The sequence below is a fragment of the Acidobacteriota bacterium genome, assembly GCA_034211275.1.
Taxonomy (GTDB): Bacteria; Acidobacteriota; Thermoanaerobaculia; order Multivoradales; family JAHZIX01; genus JAGQSE01.
Window position 1 is genome coordinate 1 of record JAXHTF010000314.1, and the last position, 4,123, is coordinate 4,123.

Below are 4,123 nucleotides of genomic sequence, written 5' to 3' on the forward strand. Positions count from 1 at the left end.
GCCCAGACCCAAGCCGCCCAGCAGGCTGCCCACGAAGGCCAGCGCCGAATGCGGAAGGAAGAAGAGCCCGACGCCCAGGCCGAGGATCACTCCTCCACCGATAGCCCAAGTGCTCCTGTCGACAGGATTCTGGTTGTCGCTCATGCCAATACCTCCTGGTCTTTGGGCTCGTAGCGAGCCCCCGCGATCATCCTTGGACGCCGAAGTCATCGCTCAGCAACGACCGCACAGCTGAGGAAGCCTACCCTCTCACTTCCCTTTCTCGCTCTTATCGAGGCAGGAGATTCCCCAAAGGAGAATCCCCGCACCGCACCCCGCAAAGAAAAGAAACAGCCCGAGACCGATGGGAGAACCCCAATGGGTCATTGCGTAGAGAGCTTCCATCACCCCACCCCTCCTTTGCTAGAAAATTGGTGCTTGTGCGACGTTCACCGCGGATCCTGGATGCTGTCCTTAGAGTCTATTCTACTTGAGCTCCTGGGCGAGCCCGATGAGGATTCCCTCAGGGCCCCGGATGTAGCACAGCCGATAGATGTCTTGATACTGCGCGACTTCGCCGACAAGCTCCGCGCCGTACCTCTCGAGCCGGGCGAGGGTCTCGTCGATATCATCGACGTTGAACATGACCCGTAGGTACCCTAGAGCGTTCACCGGGGCCCTGCGATGATCGGCGACCACGGGCGGAGCGAGGAATCGGGACAATTCGAGGCGGCTATGACCGTCCGGCGTCCGCAGCATGGCGATCTCGACCCGCATGCCGTCCAAGCCCGTGACCTCCCCTGCCCAGTCCCCTTCGACCGGGGCACGCCCCTCGAGCTCGAGGCCCAGCTCGGTGAAGAAGTCGATGGCCGCATCGATGTCTTCCACCACGATCCCGACATTGTCCATCCGCTTGACGGTCATGAGGTCTCCTTGGTTCTAGCAGGCCCGCTTCTGGCATGCCTCCGAGCTCCGACAGCCGGGGCGCGGGGCGCGGAAGCTACTCGGTGGATAGGAGCGTCCTGCGGATCGCTCCTCCGAGGGACCGAATCTCGCGGCTCGCAGGGAACCCTTCCTGCATCGCCATGACACGGCGGCGAAGGCTTCCGCCGGCGTGCAGCCTCAGGTTACAACGCACCCTGCTGGAACGGCTCGCCTTCCACCAATTCGCGCCCACGAGCGAGGGCGTCGGCCAGGGTCGGCGTGACGTTCTGCGTACCCAGGCGGCCGAGCAGACCCGAGCGGCCGAGCACCCCGACGGGCTGCGCCTGGACGCCCGCGAGCACGAGGACCGGTCCACCGCGCTCGGCGTCGTCCTGAAGCGTCTCCAGGGCTCGAAGCCCCGTGGCGTCTAGGGCGGGCACGTCGGCCATCTCCAGAACGATCGCCCGGGGGCGTTGCTCGATGCGTGCCAGTGACGACGCGAATTTGTGGGCCGCTCCGAAGAAGAACGGCCCCGTCACCTCGAACACCTCCACCCCCGGCGGGACCTCGCGGAGCACCAACGTTCGGGCAGGGTCTTCCTCGGCGTCGTCGGATCTGACGGCGCGTGCATCGGCCAGATCAGCCATCCGCCGCATGAAGAGGAGCGCTGCCAGCACGACCCCGACCTGAATCGCCACCGTCAGATCGACAAACACCGTCAGACCGAAGGTCACCACCAGAACGAGCGCGTCACTTCGTGTCGTCGAGGTGAGCACCCGCCGGAACAGGTGCGCCTCGCTCATGTTGTAGGCGACGACCAGGAGAATGCCCGCGAGCACCGGCATCGGCACGAGAGCCGCCCACCGGCCCGCCACCACGAGCACGACCAACACGGTGATGGCGTGGACGATGCCCGCCACCGGGGTCCGCCCCCCCGCCTTCACGTTCGTCGCCGTCCGGGCGATGGCTCCCGTGGCCGGGGTGCCCCCGAAGAGCGGCGACGCGAGGTTCGCTACTCCCTGCGCCACCAGCTCGGCGTTCGAGCGGTGCCGCCGCCCGGTCATGCCGTCCGCGACGACGGCCGAGAGCAGGCTCTCGATGGCGGCCAGCAGCGCGATGGACAGGGCGGGCGAGATGAGCTCCGGCAGCACCGCCAGGTCCACCCGTGGCAGACGGGGAGCTGGAAGCCCACTGGGGAGAGCACCAAACCGGCTCCCGATGGTCTCGACGGGAAGACCGAACGCAGCCACCGCGGCCGTGGCCGCGAGCAGCGCGACAAGGGAAGCCGGTACCCGCGGAACCACGCGCGGCAAGGCGACCACGATCACGATGGTTGCGAGGGTCAGGCCCGCCGCCCATAAATTCAGCGTCCCGAAGGCTCCCGCATAGGCCACCCACTTCGGAATGAACTCCGCCGGCGCCGCGGCCATCTCCAGCCCCAGCGCGTCGCGGACCTGCCCCGAGGCGATGACGACGGCGACCCCGGCGGTGAATCCCACCGTCACCGGGTAGGGAACGTAGCGAATGAGCCCGCCCAGCCGGGCGAAACCCATCGCCACGAGCAGGCCGCCCGCCATGAGCGTCGCCACGGCGAGCCCGTCGTAGCCAAACTCCTGGACCACCCCGTAGATAAGAACGATGAAGGCGCCGGTGGGCCCGCCGATCTGGACGCGGCTCCCGCTCAAAACCGAAATGAGAAACCCGGCCACGACGGCCGTGACCAATCCCTGTTGCGGCTCCACGCCCGAAGCGATGCCGAACGCGATGGCGAGGGGCACCGCGACGACGCCGACGAGGACGCCGGCGGCGAGATCGCGCCCGAATTGGGATCGGCCGTACCCTTCTCGAAGCACGGTGACGAGCTTTGGTTCCAAGGAGTTCAAGAGTGAAGGTTCCTCGGTGGGGGTGGGTTATGACGGTCGGTGGTGGAACTGCCCGCTCAGAGATCTCTCGGAATCACAGACGAAGCATCCCATGTCCGTTCGAATTGGCGGTCCTAGGGCGACCGCACACTATCGGAATCGGACTGCCTTGTCAGATCTTCTCGGTCACAGCACCTCGATGGCAAGCAGCCACTTCTCGACGAGCTCGGACCATTCGATGATGGAGTCGGACGCTGGACGCAGACCCAACGCGTGCGCACCCGCGAAAAAGCCGACGACGCCGATCCTGTCGGGATCTATGCCGTACGAGGATAGGTGGTCACAGCTTCTCGCTCATTCCAGCCCCAAGAAGGCTTTGATTCTCAGCACCATCTTCCGCCAGAACAAGCCAGCGGGGCCCACTACCCTGATCTTGGAGACGGGAATATTGGAGGCGGGCAGATCTGGGGAGACCCTACCCCAGCCATCACCAGCAGTGCCGGCTCGGAGCTTCTGAAAGAGCTCCCGTGACGCCTCGAGGCTCTTCCGCTGGCGCTCGGGCAGATGGGGTTTCCCCAACTCCTCGCCGCATCGATCCTCCAGCGCCCAGAGGAGGACCGGATCGAGATTCATGGTGTGACACGCCCCAAATGTATCGAAGCTGGCGGTGAAGGCTGGTCCAAATAGAGGGAGGGTCCGTGGCCCTCCGCGAGTCAGGAGCAGGGCCCCCAGCTCCGCGAAGCCGCGAGGCGCCCCCCACGCTTCCCGAGCCCAAGCCGAATGGGCAACGAATAGATCACCGATGAGCTCGACGCTCGCCAACCCGGGGTTCTCGAGCACGTACTCCGTCACCTCGAAGCGCAGGGCTTGGTTCTCGTCTCCGAACTCTTCAGCATGCTTCCCGTTCCATGCGAAGCACAGTCGTTGGGCATCAGCGGGAGCGTAGTTCCTCACAAACTCATGGATGGACCGGCTGTGCATCGTTGCGGGTGCTCTCCACACCGAGGGGCTGAGCGGTTCGGCCGAAGCTGCCTCCTTGCTCACGATCGCGCGGACCAGATCACAGGCCTTCCTCGCTCAGAGCTTCATCCAGCGTCTCCAAAGCGGCGGGCCAGTTGTCCTCATGCCCCTTGCACGCTTCTTCGGTGCTGAAGCCCGAGTGGGTGAGCCGAAGGAGGATGCCGCTCTCTCGGGGCTGGTTGGGGAAGGGTTCATCGGTTCACCTCAGAGATGGCTTAAGAAGCTGGTTGGAGCCTCCGTAGCATAGCGTGTTCGCTCAGCGGCGCGGCCCTTGGCGAGCCAAGTGCTGAGCCTGAATCCTTCGATATTCCTAGTCTGCCCCGGAACCAGCTGGCATG

2 protein-coding genes are annotated in these 4,123 nt (G+C 65.2%); both read right to left on the minus strand.

Annotated features, from left to right (window positions below):
- Nucleotides 1-465: 465 nt before the first annotated feature.
- Nucleotides 466-903 carry a VOC family protein gene (locus SX243_25380; GenBank protein MDY7096321.1) on the minus strand — a complete coding sequence of 146 codons (438 nt, stop codon included), beginning with the start codon at nucleotides 901-903 and terminating at the stop codon, nucleotides 466-468.
- A 203-nt stretch (nucleotides 904-1,106) separates the two neighbouring features.
- Nucleotides 1,107-2,786: a SulP family inorganic anion transporter gene (locus tag SX243_25385; GenBank protein ID MDY7096322.1), complete on the minus strand. Its 1,680-nt coding sequence runs from the start codon at nucleotides 2,784-2,786 to the stop codon at nucleotides 1,107-1,109.
- Nucleotides 2,787-4,123 lie beyond the last annotated feature (1,337 nt).